Genomic DNA, 15,470 nt, shown 5'->3' with positions numbered 1-15,470 from the left:
GCCATGATTGATTCGCCCCGCGTATGTGTCCATGTACAAAGCGTCTATGTTGAATCGCAGTCCTCCCCGGACGAAGAACGTTTTGTTTTCGCTTACACCGTGACCATTCGCAATCTGGGGCGGATGCCCGTGCAGCTGCGCGGGCGCTACTGGCTTATCACTAACGGCAATGGCCGCGAAATCGAAGTTCAGGGCGAAGGTGTGGTCGGTGAGCAGCCCCATATCGCCCCTGGCGAAGAGTACCAGTACACCAGCGGCGCGGTGATTGAAACGCCGATGGGTACCATGCAAGGCCATTATGAAATGGTCGACGTCGATGGCAATGATTTCCGCGTTGCCATTCCTGTGTTCCGTCTCGCCGTAACCACACTCATTCATTAATCTAATGTCTACATATCTGATTGGCGACGTTCACGGTTGCTACGATGAACTGATCGCATTGTTAAAACAGGTCGACTTCACGCCAGGACAGGACACGCTCTGGCTGACGGGCGATTTAGTCGCGCGTGGCCCCGGCTCCCTTGAAGTATTACGTTTCGTCAAATCGCTGGGCGACAGCGTGCGCATGGTGCTGGGCAATCACGATCTGCATCTGCTGGCGGTTTTCGCCGGGATCAGCCGCAACAAACCTAAAGATCGCCTCACCCCACTGCTGGATGCGCCGGACGCGGACGATCTGATTAACTGGCTGCGCCGTCAGCCCCTTCTGCAGATCGACGAAGAGAAGAAGCTGGTCATGGCGCATGCCGGGATCACCCCACAATGGGATCTTGAGACGGCGAAAACCTGCGCGCGTGACGTTGAGGCGGTGCTGGCGAGCGACTCCTATCCTTTCTTCCTCGATGCCATGTACGGCGATATGCCGAACCACTGGAGCGAGGAGCTCAGCGGTCTGGCCCGTCTGCGCTTTATCACCAACGCGTTCACCCGCATGCGTTTCTGCTTCCCGAACGGGCAGCTGGACATGTATTCGAAAGAGACGCCGGAAAGCGCGCCCGCTCCGCTAAAACCGTGGTTTGCCATTCCGGGGCCGGTGACCAGCGAGTACAGCGTGGTCTTTGGTCACTGGGCTGCACTGGAAGGAAAAGGAACACCGGAAGGGATCTATGGTCTGGATACCGGATGCTGCTGGGGCGGAGACTTAACCTGCTTACGCTGGGAAGATAAAGCTTACTTTGTGCAGCCGTCCAACCGACAGCTGGACTTAGGAGAAAGTGAGGCCGTCGCCTCCTGATACGTTATTCCCTCTCCCGGCCGGGAGAGGGAAAATGACTTAACGACGTTCCAGAATCTCGAAGCAGTAGCTGTGGGAGTTCTGTGCATCCGCGTCGTGGAATTCGCTGAATACCGATTCCCACTCGTCCGGATCGTAGTCCGGGAAATGGGTATCCCCTTCCACTTCTGCATCAATATGGGTCAGATACAGCTTCTGCGCTTTTGGCAGGAACTGCTCGTACACGCGCCCACCGCCAATCACCATGATCTCTTCGGCATTGCCGCACGCAGCAATCGCCTCGTCTACTGATTTTACCCATTCGACGCGATCGTCAGTGCCCGGCTGGCTGCTGATAACGATATTCTTACGGCCCGGCAATGGACGACCAATCGACTCCCAGGTCAGGCGGCCCATCACTACCGGCTTGTTTAACGTAGTACGTTTAAACCATGCGAGATCGGCAGGCAGGTTCCACGGCATGGCATTTTCCATACCGATAACACGGTCCACCGCCAGCGCTGCAATCAGACTGATCATTGAAAATTTCCCGGATGCAAAAAATTGCCGCCACTATACGGAAAGCTTAATCTTTCGTCGACTGGCGGCAGGGTAAAGATAAAGAAATTTTTTATTATTGCTGGCAACTCCACTTCACGCGGAAGGTTTACTCTCGGGTTCGTCAGCCGGATCGCCGGTATGCTTGCCCTCTTCCGTACCCTGCCAGCCATGGCGCTGGGTAAGCGACAGGTGGTTACGGTCCTCGTTAATGATTTCCGTCAGCATCGCGCTGGTGCGTTTAAACACCGCCGCGCGCTCGGTGGCCGTACTGCCGGCCATCGCCGCCATCTCTTCAACCATCTCGGTATTAAAGCGGCGGAACAGGTCCGCCCGTTCGCGCGCTTCATACGCGCCGAGCCCCAGATTTTCCAGCGCCATGCGGCCAGACTTCAGCGCACCTTCGAAGGTTTCGCGCTCCGGCGCGTCTACGCCCGCCTGCCGCAGCCGGATGTAGTGATCCACATCGCGCGCACGGGAGATAATAGTCAGCGCCGGGAAATGTTCTTTTACCAGCTCCACCATCTGCATGCTGGTTTCCGGATCGTCAATGGCGTTAATCAATACCTCGGCTTTTGCCGCCCCGGCGGATTCCAGCAGATCGACACGGGTCGCATCCCCGTAAAACACCTTCATATCGAATTTACGCAGGGTATCGACATGGTCGGGATCGTGATCGAGGATGACCATTTTCACCCCGCTGGAGAGCAATAAACGCCCCACGATCTGCCCGTAGCGACCAAATCCGGCGATGATGACGCGCGGCTGCTCCTCGTCAATCTCATCGGCTTCGCGCTCCTGCTCGCTGTCCGATTTTTCCAGGCGCGTCAGCACCACCAGCAATACAGGCGTCGCCGCCATCGACAGTGCAACCGCCAGCGTCAGCGCTTTCGCCCACTCGGGATCGAGCACGTTTGCCATCTGCGCGGCGCCAAAGACCACGAACGCAAACTCACTCCCCTGCCCCAGCAGCACGGCAAACCAGCGACGCTGCCTGCCCGGCACGTTCAGTGGACGCGCAATCAGCCACAGCATCACCATTTTAATGACCAGGAAGCCAACGAGCAGGATGACGATCCGCAGCGGGTGCGTCACCAGCGTGCCGAAGTCGACGGACATCCCGACGCCGATGAAAAACAGCCCCAGCAACAGCCCTTTGAACGGCTCGATATCGCTTTCCAGCGCGTGACGGTATTCAGAACTCGCCAGCAGAACGCCTGCGAGGAACGCCCCCATCGCCATCGACAGCCCGGCTTCCTCCAGCAGCAGACCGAAGCCAAACACCAGGAACAGCGCCACGGCGCTGAACACTTCGCGCAGGCCAGAGCGGGCAACAAACCGCAGCAGCGGGCGGGTCACGTAGCGGCCAAGCAACACCACCAGCGCCAGCGCGCCCGCCACCTTCAGCGCCGACAGCGCGAAAGCGCCCAGCGTGGTAGAGGAACCGCTGGCCGCCAGCAGCGGGATCATCGCCACCAGCGGGATAGCGGCAATGTCCTGGAACAGCAGCACCGAGAACGCGCTGCGTCCCATCTGGGATACCGTCAGATTTCGCTCGTTCATCGCCTGCATGGCAATGGCCGTTGAAGAGAGCGCCAGCGTCATCCCGATGAGCTCTGCCACTTTCCAGTCCATACCCAACAGGATGCAGAACCCGCCCAGCAGCAGGCCGCAGGCCACCATCTGCAGCGCCCCGCCACCAAATACCGAGGCGCGAAGCTTCCACAACCGCTGCGGGTCGAGCTCCAGGCCAATCACAAACAGCATCAGCACCACGCCGATTTCAGCGAAATGGAGAATCGCCTCTGCATCCGTGACCAGTCGAAAGCCCCACGGCCCAATGACGCAGCCCGCAATCAGGTAGCCGAGAACAGAGCCCAGCCCCAGGCGTACCGCCACGGGCACAATCAGCGCCGCCGCGCCGAGGTAAATCAGCGCCTGAATCAGCGTATGGCTATCCATGGTGCGCCTCCTGCCACTCAAGTAAGCGTTGTTTATAATGGCGAGCCTGCGCCTGCAGCGTTTCATCATCGCAAACAAACGTGCAGTGCATCGCAAACGGCGGGAGCCAGTTCAGACCGCAATAGAGCGCAGTCGCCTGCAGCGGCTGCGCCAGGACGTCAAAACCCGGGAAGGAACCGATATCAAAATGGCTTTCCCCTCCGCCGGTGGTGACCGCCCACATCAGGCTTTTTCCTTTTAGCGCATTGCCGTTGTGACCATACGCCCAGCCGTGGGAGAAGACTTTATCAATCCACAGTTTCAGGAGCGGGGGCGTGCTGTACCACTGCATGGGATGCTGCCAGATAATCAGATCGGCACGGGAAAGCGCCTCCTGTTCGGCGGCGATATCAATATTAAAATCGGGATAGAGTTGATAGAGGGAACGTATCTCTACGTTATCAAGCGTCCTTACCTGCTCAAGCATCCGCTTATTCGCATGCGAGTGCTGCGGATAAGGATGGGCATAAATTATCAGAATCATTGATTAGCCTGTTGTTACTGCTCTCTTTTAACAAAAGAGTGTAGTCAGTAATTCAACAGGCTAATAGTGAATATTATTGACGGGCTTACGTCAGAATTCTGAATTAGTTATCCAGCTCGCCCATGGATTTCACCTGGTCACGGTTGATCTGCTCGGTTTGACCGGTTTCGGCGTTTTTGTAAGACACCAGACCGGTATCGTCATCCACCTGCGGTTTACCGTCGGTGACAATGGTTTTGCCATCGGTGGTTTTAACGGCCTGATTAGACGAACAGCCCGCAACGGTAAACATTGTGGTGGCAGCCAGAACGGAAGCGATCAGTAATTTATTTTGCATGGTGTTTTCCCCTGCTCTCAGTTGAATTTCGTTATCGACCTAACCATTTTAGGTTAACTGACTGAAAGCGGATGAAAAACCAGAAGGTTCTGAAGATGGGGAGAATGCCCGGCAGCCGAACGGCACCGGGCATTTTTGCTTACTTGCTAATCTGCGCGTGCATTTCCTGCACCGAAATCACCTTCTCGGTGGCATCCGCGTTCAGCGCCATGGCCGTTGCGAAACCGCCGTTCAGGGTGGTGTCGTAGTGCACTTTGTACTGCAACGCGCTGCGGCGAATCAGCTTGGAGTCTTCGATCGCCTGGCGGCCTGCGGTGGTGTTGATGATGTAGGTGTATTCGCCATTCTTGATACGATCCTGAATGTGCGGACGACCTTCATGCACCTTGTTCACCAGACGCGGGTTGATACCGGCTTCGCCCAGCACAATCGCCGTACCGTGGGTCGCATCCAGCTCGAAGCCCTGTTTCAGCAGCTTGGCGGCCAGGTCAACCACGCGCTCTTTGTCGCCTTCACGAACGGAGAGCAGCGCACGGCCTGATTTTCTCATGGTGGAGCTACTGCCCAGCTGCGCCTTCGCGAACGCTTCTGCGAAGGTGCGGCCCACGCCCATCACTTCCCCGGTAGAGCGCATTTCTGGCCCTAACAGCGGGTCAACGCCCGGGAATTTGTTGAACGGCAGCACCACTTCTTTCACCGAGTAGTACGGTGGAATGATCTCTTTGGTCACGCCCTGCTGCGCAAGCGTCTGGCCTGCCATCACGCGCGCCGCCACTTTCGCCAGCGGTACGCCGGTGGCTTTGGAGACGAACGGTACGGTACGTGCCGCGCGCGGGTTAACTTCAATCAGGTAGACTTCGTTGTCTTTCACCGCGAACTGGACGTTCATCAGACCGCGCACCTGCAGCTCGAAGGCCAGCTTCTGCACCTGCTGGCGCATCACGTCCTGAATTTCCTGGCTCAGGGTGTACGCGGGCAGAGAACAGGCTGAGTCACCGGAGTGTACGCCCGCCTGCTCGATGTGCTCCATGATGCCGCCAATCAGCACCATTTCGCCGTCGCAGATGGCGTCAACGTCCACTTCTACCGCATCGTCGAGGAAGCGGTCGAGCAGCACTGGCGCATCGTTGGAGACGCTTACCGCGGTCTGGAAGTAGCGACGCAGGTCGACTTCGTCATACACGATTTCCATCGCGCGGCCGCCCAGCACGTAGGAAGGACGCACCACCAGCGGGTAGCCAATCTCTTTCGCCTTCTCAACGGCCATCTCAATGGCGGTGACGGTGGCGTTCGCCGGCTGTTTCAGCTTCAGACGGTCAACCGCCTGCTGGAAACGCTCGCGGTCTTCCGCACGGTCAATCGCGTCCGGGCTGGTGCCGATAACCGGCACGCCTGCTGCTTCCAGCGCGCGCGCCAGCTTCAGCGGGGTCTGGCCGCCGTACTGCACGATAACGCCTTTTGGCTTCTCGATGCGCACGATTTCCAGCACGTCTTCCAGCGTCACCGGCTCGAAGTAGAGGCGGTCAGAGGTGTCGTAGTCGGTCGATACGGTTTCCGGGTTACAGTTGACCATGATGGTCTCGTAACCGTCTTCACGCAGCGCCAGGGAGGCGTGTACGCAGCAGTAGTCGAACTCGATGCCCTGGCCGATACGGTTTGGACCGCCGCCCAGCACCATAATCTTGTCGCGGTCGACGGACGGGTTCGCTTCGCACTCGTCTTCATAGGTGGAGTACATGTAGGCGGTGTCGGTCGAGAATTCAGCCGCACAGGTGTCCACGCGCTTGTAGACCGGGTGCAGATCGTACTGGTCGCGCAGCTTGCGGATTTCCGCTTCACGCACGCCCGCCAGCTTAGCCAGACGCGCATCGGCGAAGCCTTTACGCTTCAGCACGCGCAGGAAGTCAGCGTCCAGGCCGGTGATGCCCAGCTCAGCCACCTGCTCTTCCAGACGCACCAGCTCTTCAATCTGCACCAGGAACCAGCGGTCGATGTTGGTCAGGTTGAACACGCCGTCGACGGACAGGCCCGCGCGGAAGGCATCGGCGATGTACCAGATACGCTCTGCGCCCGCGTCTTTCAGCTCGCGGCGGATTTTCGTCAGCGCTTCCGGGTCGTCCAGGCTCACTTTCGGGTCGAAGCCGGTCGCGCCCACTTCGAGGCCGCGCAGCGCTTTCTGCAGGGATTCCTGCTGCGTGCGGCCAATCGCCATCACTTCACCGACAGATTTCATCTGGGTGGTCAGACGGTCGTTCGCGCCCGCGAATTTCTCGAAGTTGAAGCGAGGAATTTTGGTGACAACGTAGTCGATGGACGGCTCGAAGGACGCAGGCGTGCGGCCACCGGTGATGTCGTTCATCAGTTCGTCGAGGGTATAGCCTACCGCCAGCTTCGCCGCCACTTTGGCGATCGGGAAGCCGGTCGCTTTGGAAGCCAGCGCGGAGGAACGGGACACGCGCGGGTTCATTTCGATAACAATCAGGCGACCGGTTTTCGGGTTCACGGAGAACTGCACGTTTGAGCCGCCGGTTTCTACGCCGATTTCACGCAGTACCGCCATCGAGGCGTTACGCATGATTTGATACTCTTTGTCGGTCAGGGTCTGGGCTGGCGCAACGGTGATGGAGTCACCGGTGTGGATACCCATCGCATCGAAGTTTTCGATAGAGCAGACGATGATGCAGTTGTCGTTTTTATCACGCACCACTTCCATCTCGTACTCTTTCCAGCCAATCAGCGATTCATCAATCAGCAGCTCTTTGGTTGGGGAGAGATCCAGACCGCGTTCGCAAATCTCTTCGAACTCTTCGCGGTTGTAGGCGATGCCGCCGCCGGTGCCGCCCATGGTGAACGATGGACGGATGATGCACGGATAGCCCACATCAGCCGCAACGGCCAGCGCTTCTTCCATATTGTGTGCGATACCGGAACGCGCGGTGTCGAGGCCGATTTTCTTCATCGCCACGTCGAAGCGGCGACGGTCTTCTGCTTTATCAATCGCGTCGGCGGTCGCACCAATCATGGTCACGCCGAACTCGGCCAGCACGCCCTGACGCTCCAGCTCCAGCGCACAGTTCAGCGCCGTCTGGCCGCCCATGGTTGGCAGCACCGCGTCCGGACGCTCTTTCTCGATGATTTTACGCACCACTTCCCAGTGAATCGGCTCGATGTAGGTTGCATCAGCCATTTCCGGGTCGGTCATGATGGTCGCCGGGTTAGAGTTCACCAGGATAACGCGGTAACCCTCTTCACGCAGGGCTTTACATGCCTGCGCGCCGGAGTAGTCAAATTCGCAGGCCTGGCCGATGACGATCGGGCCAGCGCCAAGGATCAGGATGCTTTTTATGTCTGTACGTTTTGGCATTGTCTTCTCGGCTCCTGATTATTTAGCGGTCTTACGGTATTGCTCGATAAGTTCGATGAAGTGATCGAACAGCGGCGCGGCGTCGTGTGGGCCCGGGCTGGCTTCCGGGTGACCCTGGAAGCTGAACGCTGGCTTATCGGTGCGATGAATCCCCTGCAGGGTGCCATCGAACAGCGACTTATGGGTCACGCGCAGGTTAGCCGGCATCGAGGCTTCATCGACGGCAAAGCCGTGGTTCTGCGCGGTGATCATCACCGTGTTGTTATCGATGTCTTTCACCGGGTGGTTACCACCGTGGTGGCCGAACTTCATCTTAACGGTGTTCGCACCGCTCGCCAGCGCCAGCAGCTGATGGCCGAGGCAGATGCCGAATACCGGGATGTCGGTTTCCAGGAAGGACTTGATGGCGGCGATGGCGTAATCGCACGGTGCCGGGTCACCTGGACCGTTGGACAGGAAAATACCGTCCGGATTCATCTTCAGCACGTCTTCTGCAGAGGTCTGTGCCGGCACCACCGTCAGGCGGCAGCCGCGGTCAACCAGCATGCGCAGGATGTTGCGCTTGGCGCCGAAATCGTAGGCCACCACGTGGAACGGCAGCTCGCTCTCTTTTTTCGCTTCCGGCAGGTCGCCTTCCAGCGTCCAGCTACCCTGGGTCCAGCTGTAGGCTTCTGCGGTCGTTACTTCTTTCGCCAAGTCCATGCCGTTCAGGCCCGGGAAGGCTTTCGCTTTTTCCAGCGCCAGCGTCGCATCGAGGTTATCGCCCGCGATGATGCAGCCGTTTTGTGCACCCTTCTCGCGCAGCAGACGCGTTAACTTACGGGTATCGATATCGGCAATCGCCACGATGTTATGGCGTTTCAGGTAAGAAGAGAGGTCTTCGGTATTGCGGAAGTTGCTGGCAATCAGCGGCAGGTCGCGGATGACCAGGCCTTGCGCATGTACCTGAGAAGATTCTTCGTCAGCCGCATTGGTGCCGACATTGCCGATATGAGGATAAGTAAGAGTAACGATTTGGCGAGAATAGGAAGGATCAGTGAGGATTTCTTGATAACCGGTCATTGAAGTATTGAAAACGACTTCCCCAACCGCCGAACCCGTTGCCCCTATGGCCCGACCGATAAACTGGGTTCCGTCTTCCAGAACCAATAGCGCTGACTTAATCAAAACACCCTCCAGAGAATATTCACTCACTTTATTTGCATATTAATTCATAGCATGTCATGGATCAATGCAAATGTGTTGCCAGCGGATTTTTGGCAAACGGCGGCATTCTGGGGATTTGGTGGGTAAAAGTCAACTTAAAACGGATATTTTGTTTAGTCTTTTGCAGTCCTGGAGAGAGGAATGCGGCTTAAGCGACAAAAAGATCAGGTAAATCACTGCGGAAAACGCTTGCGCGCCTGGTTTAATAAAAAATAATGCGATGGAGCTTAATAAAGTGGACCAAATGGTCAAAATTTACATTTCAGCAACGTTAAAACGCAGCAATAGATAGATATTTATGGCTTTAAATCAAAATACACAATGAAACAGACAAAATAAAAGGGCAATAAAATATTGCCCTATGCAATCAAACAATTACGACTGCAATAACCACATCACGATGGGTAATAATGCTTATAAATTGTTGAGATCGAGCACATCTCGCATATCAAAAAGGCCATCTTTCTTGTTTTTCAGCCACAAAGCGGAACGTACGGCGCCGTTGGCGAACGTCATTCGGCTGGAGGCTTTATGCGTAATTTCGACGCGTTCACCAATATCGGCGAACATCGCCGTGTGTTCGCCGACGATGTCACCCGCTCGCACGGTTGCAAAGCCAATGGTGCCCGGCACGCGTTCGCCGGTGTAACCTTCGCGGGTGTAGACCGCGCAGTCTTTTAAATCTTTATCAAGTGCATGGGCAATCGCTTCGCCCATCGCCAGCGCCGTGCCTGATGGCGCATCAACTTTGTAACGGTGGTGAGCTTCGACGATCTCGATATCGGTATAGTTGCCCATCACCTTCGCAGCCTTCTCCAGCAGCTTCAGCATGACGTTCACGCCCACGCTGAAGTTTGCGGCGAAGACAATCGCAATCTCTTTTGATGCATCCTGAATAGCCTGCTTACCCGCATCGTCAAAACCGGTGGTGCCGATCACCATCCCCTTGCCGTGCTGGCGACAAAACGCCAGGTGCGTGAGCGTCCCTTCCGGGCGGGTAAAATCGATGAAGACATCGAAGTCCTCTTGTACCGCTTCCAGGCTGCTTTGCACGGTTACGCCCGTGTGGCCTGCGCCTGCCAGCTCACCGGCATCGCTCCCCAGAAGCGAAGAACCTTCACGCTCCAGGGCCGCGCCAAGCGCGACGCCATCCATCTGAAGTGCCGCCTGAATAAGCTGACGGCCCATACGTCCACCCGCGCCCGCAATGGCGACGCGGATCTGTGCATCATGCATAGTTATTCTCTTACGTTAAAATGATGTAAACCGTTTTCAGATTAACCAGCCTTGAGAGGCACTGCCAACTGAAAACACCGATAATTAGAATTTAACGTGAAACCGACTTAAATATCAGTAAAAGACATGATTTTGTCGTCACGATAAAGTAACGGGTAAAAAAAAGGCCAGCACAGGAGGTGCTGGCCTTTCATCAGAAAAAGGACTATTCGACTTCGCGGGCGTCGATGCGCAGCTCTTTCGGGACTTCGAAAACGATGTTCTCTTCACGTCCTTCCAGCGGCACCGCTTCGCCGCCGCCCAGCTCCTGCAGACGGGAAATGACGTTCTGTACCAGAATATCTGGCGCAGATGCCCCGGCCGTCACGCCGACACAGGCCGCGTGCTTAACCCACGCTTCCTGAATATCCGACGCGTCATCAATCAGGAAAGCCATTTTCCCCATGCGCTGCGCCAGTTCGGCCAGACGGTTGGAGTTTGACGAGTTTTTGGAGCCGACCACCAGCACCACGTCCGCCTGTTCAGCCAGTGCGCGCACCGCTTCCTGACGGTTAGTGGTCGCGTAGCAGATATCATCCTTACGCGGACCGACGATTTTCGGGAAGCGCTGGCGCAGGGCGTCAATCACGTCCGAGGTATCGTCTACGGAGAGCGTCGTCTGGGTCATAAACGACAGGCGGGCTTCATTTTTCACGTTTAGCGTAAAGACATCTTCAGGCGACTCGACCAGATACATGCCCCCTTCCGGGTTACTGTACTGGCCCATGGTGCCTTCGACTTCCGGATGACCGGCATGGCCAATCAGAATCGACTCTTCACCACGACGGCTGGCGCGCGCCACTTCCATATGCACTTTTGTCACCAAAGGACAGGTGGCATCGAATACGGTCAGATCGCGGCTTTTCGCCTCGTTGCGTACCGCCTGCGAGACGCCGTGCGCGGAGAAGATCAGGATCGCACCGTCCGGCACTTCGCCGATCTGCTCAATAAAGATAGCGCCGCGCTCGCGCAGGCTGTCGACCACGTAGCGATTATGCACCACTTCGTGACGCACATAAATCGGCGCGCCGTAAATCTCCAGCGCGTTTTCAACAATGCTGATAGCGCGGTCTACACCGGCGCAAAAGCCGCGCGGGTTAGCCAACAGGATCTGCATTTCAGGCCTCCAGTGCAGGATCGATTTCCAGCACTTCAACATCAAAATGAACGGTACGCCCGGCGAGCGGATGGTTGAAATCAACGGTAATCGAGTCGCCGTTGATTTCGCGGATCACGCCAGGCATTTCGCTGCCGTCCATAGCGGTAAAGAGCATAATCGCCCCGATTTCCGGTTCACCCGCGTCCATAAACTCACGGCGCGAGAAATACTGGATCAGGTCCGGGCTTGGCACGCCAAACGCGGCATCCGGCTCCAGCGAAAAGGCTTTTTTCTCACCCTCTTTCAGACCGAGAAGCTGCTGCTCAAGACCTTCAGACAGGGAGGTATCGCCAAGACGAAACAGGGCCGGTTTGCCGTTGTTGCGGGTGGATTCGGCCGTGGAGCCGTCATCCAGCTTCAGCGTGAAGTGAACGAGAACCGCGCTGTTGCTCTGTACGGATTTAGACATGCAAATTGCTCGCTTGTTTTGGGTCACCTGTTGCCCGGTGGCGCTGCGCTTACCGAGCCTACGGGAGGCCACAAATTCTGTAGGCCGGGTAAGCGCAGCGCCACCCGGCATTGACAATTAAGCCTGCTCTTTCGCGGCCGGTTTCGGCAAGAAGCCTTCCAGCACGATTAACGCCGCACCGATGCAAATTGCGCTATCGGCGAGGTTAAAGGTCGCGAAGTGCCAGTCGCCGACGTAGAAGTCGATCATATCGACCACAAAGCCGTGCCACAGGCGGTCAAACAGGTTGCCCAGCGCGCCGCCAATGATCAGCGCGTAGGCGATGTTATTCAGCTTTTGCGTGGCCTTCGAGCGGTACATCAGCACCGCCAGGATCACGCAGATACCGAGAGCGATACCCGCAAAGAACCAGCGCTGCCAGCCACCGCTGTCGGCAAGGAAACTAAACGCTGCGCCGTAGTTACGCGCGTAGTGCAGGTTAAGCGACGGGAACAGCGGGACCGTATCCCCCAGAGCGAAATTCTGGAGGATCAGGAACTTGCTGCCCAGATCGATAATCAGCACCACCACAACCAGCCACAGCCAGCGCAGTCCTGTTGAACAGAGAGTTTTACTCATCAGGCAAACTTACGTTTTTCGCCGTCACCGGCGACGTTGCTTACACAGCGTCCGCAGATGTCTGCGTGTTCCGCCACCTGGCCAACATCGGTGGTGTAATGCCAGCAGCGCGGGCATTTCTCACCGTCGGCTTTGCTCAGCGCGACTTTCAGTCCTTTGAGCAGTTCGCTCTGCTGAGCATCAGCAGAAGCATCGGCATAATCCGCAACTTTCGCACCGGAGGTCAACAGGACAAATCGCAATTCATCGCCCAGCGCCGTCAGCTTCGCCGCCAGCTCCGGTTCGGCGTACAGGGTGACTGCCGCTTCCAGAGAGCCGCCGACTTTCTTGTCTGCACGCGCCTGCTCGATAACCTTGTTCACTTCGCCACGCACTTTCAGCAGCTCGTCCCAGAAGGCATCGTTCATCGCTTCGGTGCTGGAGAGATCGAACAGACCTTCGTACCACTCGCCCGTGAAGACATACTTCTCACGGTCGCCCGGCAGATAGCCCCAGATTTCATCCGCGGTGAAGGACATGATCGGCGCCATCCAGCGCACCAGCGCTTCTGCGATGTGGAACAGCGCGGTCTGGCAGCTACGACGCGCCACGCTGTCCGCTTTCGCGGTGTACTGGCGGTCTTTGATGATGTCGAGGTAGAACGAGCCCATCTCGATGGAGCAGAAGCGCATCAGGCGCTGCACCACCTCGTGGAAGTCGTAAGACTCATAGGCTTTCAGGATATCGTCCTGCGCCGCTTTCGCGCAGCCTACCGCCCAGCGGTCCAGCACCACCATCTCTTCCGGTTTCACCATGTCTTTTGCCGGATCGAACCCGTTCAAGTTCGCCAGCAGGAAGCGCGCGGTGTTACGGATACGACGATAGCTGTCGGCAGCACGCTTCAGGATCTCGTCGGACACCGCCATTTCGCCGGTGTAGTCGGTAGAGGCCACCCACAGACGCAGAATGTCTGCGCCCAGCTTGTTCATCACATCCTGCGGAGAAACGGTGTTACCGATAGATTTGGACATCTTACGGCCCTGACCATCCACGGTGAAGCCGTGAGTCAGTACCTGACGGTAAGGTGCTTTACCCTTCATGGCGGTGGAGATCATCAGGGATGACATGAACCAGCCGCGGTGTTGGTCAGAGCCCTCCAGATACATATCGGCAGCGTGACCGGCAAACTCAGGACGCACGTCAACCACGGAGGAGTGGGTAGACCCGGAGTCGAACCACACGTCCAGGGTATCCGGCACTTTCTCGTAGCTGTCTGCGTCAGCGCCCAGGATGTCGCGGGAGTCGAGATCCCACCACGCCTGAATGCCGTCAACTTCGACGCGCTTCGCCACTTCTTCCATCAGTTCCAGGGTGTTCGGGTGCAGCTCCTGCGTCTCTTTATGTACGAACAGAGACATCGGCACGCCCCAGGTACGCTGACGGGAGATACACCAGTCAGGACGGTTAGCCACCATGGATTCGATACGCGCCTGGCCCCAGTCAGGGATCCACTGCACGCCTTTGATCTCTTTCAGAGACTGCTCGCGCAGGCCTTTCTGATCCATGCTGATGAACCACTGCGGGGTCGCACGGAAGATGATCGGGGTCTTGTGACGCCAGCAGCACGGATAGCTGTGCTGCATTTTTTCAACGTGCAGTAGCGCGCCGCTGGTGCGCAGCATGTCGACGATGATGTCGTTCGCTTTGAAGACGTTGATACCGTCCAGCGCCGGGTAGGTGCCAGGCAGGTAAGAGCCGTCCGGGCCAACCGGGTTAGCGATTTCCAGACCGTACTTCAGGCTGATGTTGTAGTCGTCAGGGCCGTGGCCACCGGCGGTATGCACCGCACCGGTACCCGCTTCCAGCGTCACGTGGTCGCCCAGGATCGCCGGAACGTCGAAGTCCAGGAACGGGTGTTTGAAGCGCATCAGCTCCAGCGCGTCACCTTTCACGGTGCCCAGCACGGTGTAGTCGGTGATATGTGCGCGCTTCAGCACGCTCTCAACCAGATCTTTCGCCAGGATAACCGCCTGACCTTCAACCTGAACCAGCGCGTATTCGAACTCACCGGACAGGGAGATCGCGCGGTTGGCAGGCAGGGTCCACGGGGTGGTGGTCCAGATAACCAGCGAGATTGGGCCATTAACGGACGACACGCCAAATTTAGCCTTCACCGCATCCTGATCGACGGCATGGAACGCCACGTCAATAGAAGGAGAGGTTTTGTCGTAATACTCCACTTCCGCTTCTGCCAGCGCAGAGCGGCAGTCCACGCACCAGTGCACCGGCTTAGCGCCTTTGTGCAGGTGGCCGTTACCGATGATTTTACCCAGCGCACGGATGATGTTGGCTTCAGTTTTGAAGTCCATGGTCAGGTACGGGTGCGACCAGTCGCCCAGCACGCCCAGACGGATGAAGTCAGCGCGCTGACCGTCAACCTGCGTCGCGGCGTATTCGCGGCACTTCGCACGGAACTCGGCGGCGGTGAACTTCTCACCCGGCTTGCCGAACTCTTGCTCTACTTTCAGTTCGATTGGCAGACCGTGGCAGTCCCAGCCCGGAACGTAAGGCGAGTCATATCCCGTGAGGCCTTTGGACTTCACGATAATGTCTTTCAGAATCTTGTTAACCGAGTGACCAATATGAATGCTGCCATTCGCATATGGAGGGCCATCATGCAGAATGAAGGATTTTTTGCCTTTTTTGGCTGCACGAATGATGCCGTACAGGTCATCATCGGTCCAACGCGCCAGCATTCCCGGTTCGCGCTTGGCGAGATCGCCGCGCATCGGGAACCCTGTTTCCGGCAAATTCAGGGTTGATTTATAGTCACTCATCAGATTCTCGGTTCCGTATTTATCACGTAG

At 57.1% G+C, this 15,470-nt stretch carries 13 protein-coding genes; 2 read left to right on the top strand and 11 right to left on the bottom strand.

Features of this window, described 5'->3' with window-relative positions:
- Positions 1-3 precede the first annotated feature (3 nt).
- On the top strand, positions 4-381 hold the full coding sequence (apaG, locus tag AB8846_RS11110) for a Co2+/Mg2+ efflux protein ApaG (protein ID WP_023310361.1): 378 nt from the start codon (positions 4-6) through the stop codon (positions 379-381).
- 4 nt (positions 382-385) lie between these two features.
- Positions 386-1,234: a bis(5'-nucleosyl)-tetraphosphatase (symmetrical) ApaH gene (gene apaH / locus AB8846_RS11105; RefSeq protein WP_223562397.1), complete on the top strand. Its 849-nt coding sequence runs from the start codon at positions 386-388 to the stop codon at positions 1,232-1,234.
- A 39-nt stretch (positions 1,235-1,273) separates the two neighbouring features.
- On the opposite strand, the gene folA is transcribed toward apaH, so the two are convergent.
- From folA to ileS, 11 genes are all read right to left on the bottom strand, one after another.
- Entirely contained in the window at positions 1,274-1,753 is a 480-nt protein-coding gene (gene folA / locus AB8846_RS11100) for a type 3 dihydrofolate reductase (protein WP_008502023.1), read from the bottom strand.
- A gap of 114 nt (positions 1,754-1,867) precedes the next feature.
- Positions 1,868-3,733, bottom strand: coding sequence for a glutathione-regulated potassium-efflux system protein KefC (gene kefC / locus AB8846_RS11095; protein ID WP_063143320.1), 1,866 nt, complete (start codon positions 3,731-3,733; stop codon positions 1,868-1,870).
- Positions 3,726-4,256, bottom strand: a complete 531-nt coding sequence (gene kefF, locus AB8846_RS11090; protein WP_024907429.1) for a glutathione-regulated potassium-efflux system oxidoreductase KefF — start codon at positions 4,254-4,256, stop codon at positions 3,726-3,728. The genes kefC and kefF overlap by 8 nt, the downstream gene beginning before the upstream one ends.
- 103 nt (positions 4,257-4,359) lie before the next feature.
- Positions 4,360-4,593, bottom strand: a complete 234-nt coding sequence (locus AB8846_RS11085; protein WP_023310357.1) for a YgdI/YgdR family lipoprotein — start codon at positions 4,591-4,593, stop codon at positions 4,360-4,362.
- A 139-nt stretch (positions 4,594-4,732) separates the two neighbouring features.
- Complete coding sequence (gene carB, locus AB8846_RS11080; RefSeq protein ID WP_063143319.1) at positions 4,733-7,957, bottom strand: carbamoyl-phosphate synthase large subunit; 3,225 nt, start codon at positions 7,955-7,957, stop codon at positions 4,733-4,735.
- 18 nt (positions 7,958-7,975) lie between these two features.
- The gene (gene carA / locus AB8846_RS11075) at positions 7,976-9,124 is read right to left on the bottom strand and encodes a glutamine-hydrolyzing carbamoyl-phosphate synthase small subunit (protein ID WP_010427050.1); all 1,149 of its coding nucleotides are present in this window, start codon (positions 9,122-9,124) and stop codon (positions 7,976-7,978) included.
- Between the two features lie 453 nt (positions 9,125-9,577).
- Entirely contained in the window at positions 9,578-10,399 is an 822-nt protein-coding gene (gene dapB / locus AB8846_RS11070) for a 4-hydroxy-tetrahydrodipicolinate reductase (protein ID WP_370732709.1), read from the bottom strand.
- A gap of 205 nt (positions 10,400-10,604) precedes the next feature.
- On the bottom strand, positions 10,605-11,555 hold the full coding sequence (ispH, locus tag AB8846_RS11065) for a 4-hydroxy-3-methylbut-2-enyl diphosphate reductase (protein ID WP_063143317.1): 951 nt from the start codon (positions 11,553-11,555) through the stop codon (positions 10,605-10,607).
- A gap of 1 nt (position 11,556) precedes the next feature.
- On the bottom strand, positions 11,557-12,006 hold the full coding sequence (gene fkpB / locus AB8846_RS11060) for an FKBP-type peptidyl-prolyl cis-trans isomerase (protein ID WP_003856450.1): 450 nt from the start codon (positions 12,004-12,006) through the stop codon (positions 11,557-11,559).
- Positions 12,007-12,123: 117 nt separating this feature from the next.
- The gene (gene lspA / locus AB8846_RS11055) at positions 12,124-12,624 is read right to left on the bottom strand and encodes a signal peptidase II (protein WP_047346316.1); all 501 of its coding nucleotides are present in this window, start codon (positions 12,622-12,624) and stop codon (positions 12,124-12,126) included.
- The gene (gene ileS / locus AB8846_RS11050; RefSeq protein WP_063143315.1) at positions 12,624-15,440 is read right to left on the bottom strand and encodes an isoleucine--tRNA ligase; all 2,817 of its coding nucleotides are present in this window, start codon (positions 15,438-15,440) and stop codon (positions 12,624-12,626) included. The genes lspA and ileS overlap by 1 nt, the downstream gene beginning before the upstream one ends.
- Positions 15,441-15,470: the final 30 nt, after the last annotated feature.

The sequence above is a fragment of the Enterobacter sp. KB-221C9 genome, from assembly GCF_041320715.1.
In the GTDB taxonomy this organism is placed as follows: Bacteria; Pseudomonadota; Gammaproteobacteria; order Enterobacterales; family Enterobacteriaceae; genus Enterobacter; species Enterobacter asburiae_D.
The sequence above is the reverse complement of the archived record's forward strand: the minus strand, read 5'-3'. Positions and strand labels throughout refer to the sequence as shown.